General features: G+C 60.5%; 1 protein-coding gene and 1 tRNA gene. One reads left to right on the forward strand and one right to left on the reverse strand.

Annotation, left to right across the window (positions count from 1 at the left end; all coding sequences use genetic code 11):
- On the forward strand, positions 1-203 hold a 203-nt coding region (locus AC6UD2_RS06820), incomplete at its 5' end, for a hypothetical protein (protein WP_500698439.1).
- Here AC6UD2_RS06820 and AC6UD2_RS06825 read toward each other — a convergent pair.
- Positions 182-258: transfer RNA gene (locus tag AC6UD2_RS06825), tRNA-Arg, on the reverse strand. The two genes, AC6UD2_RS06820 and AC6UD2_RS06825, sit on opposite strands and share 22 nt — an antisense overlap.

The following is a 258-nucleotide window of genomic DNA, read 5'->3' on the forward strand; positions in this document are numbered from 1 at the left end:
TCGTTGCGCTGTTCGCCCTGCTGGCAGTGATCGGCACCCAGGCGTTCGACCCGGCGTCGCGTTTCCAGTTCTGGTTCACGGTGCTGACGCTACTGCTGGTTGTGGCGGGGTACTTCCTGATGCGCCAGCGAACGGCGGCCGCTGCAAAGGAGGCGGAGGTCAAGACAGGAGAGACAAGAAATGGCGTCCCAGGCAGGAATTGAACCTGCAACCTTCCCCTTAGGAGGGGGATGCTCTATCCAATTGAGCTACTGAGAC

The organism is Fructilactobacillus sp. X2R5C2, from assembly GCF_059901375.1.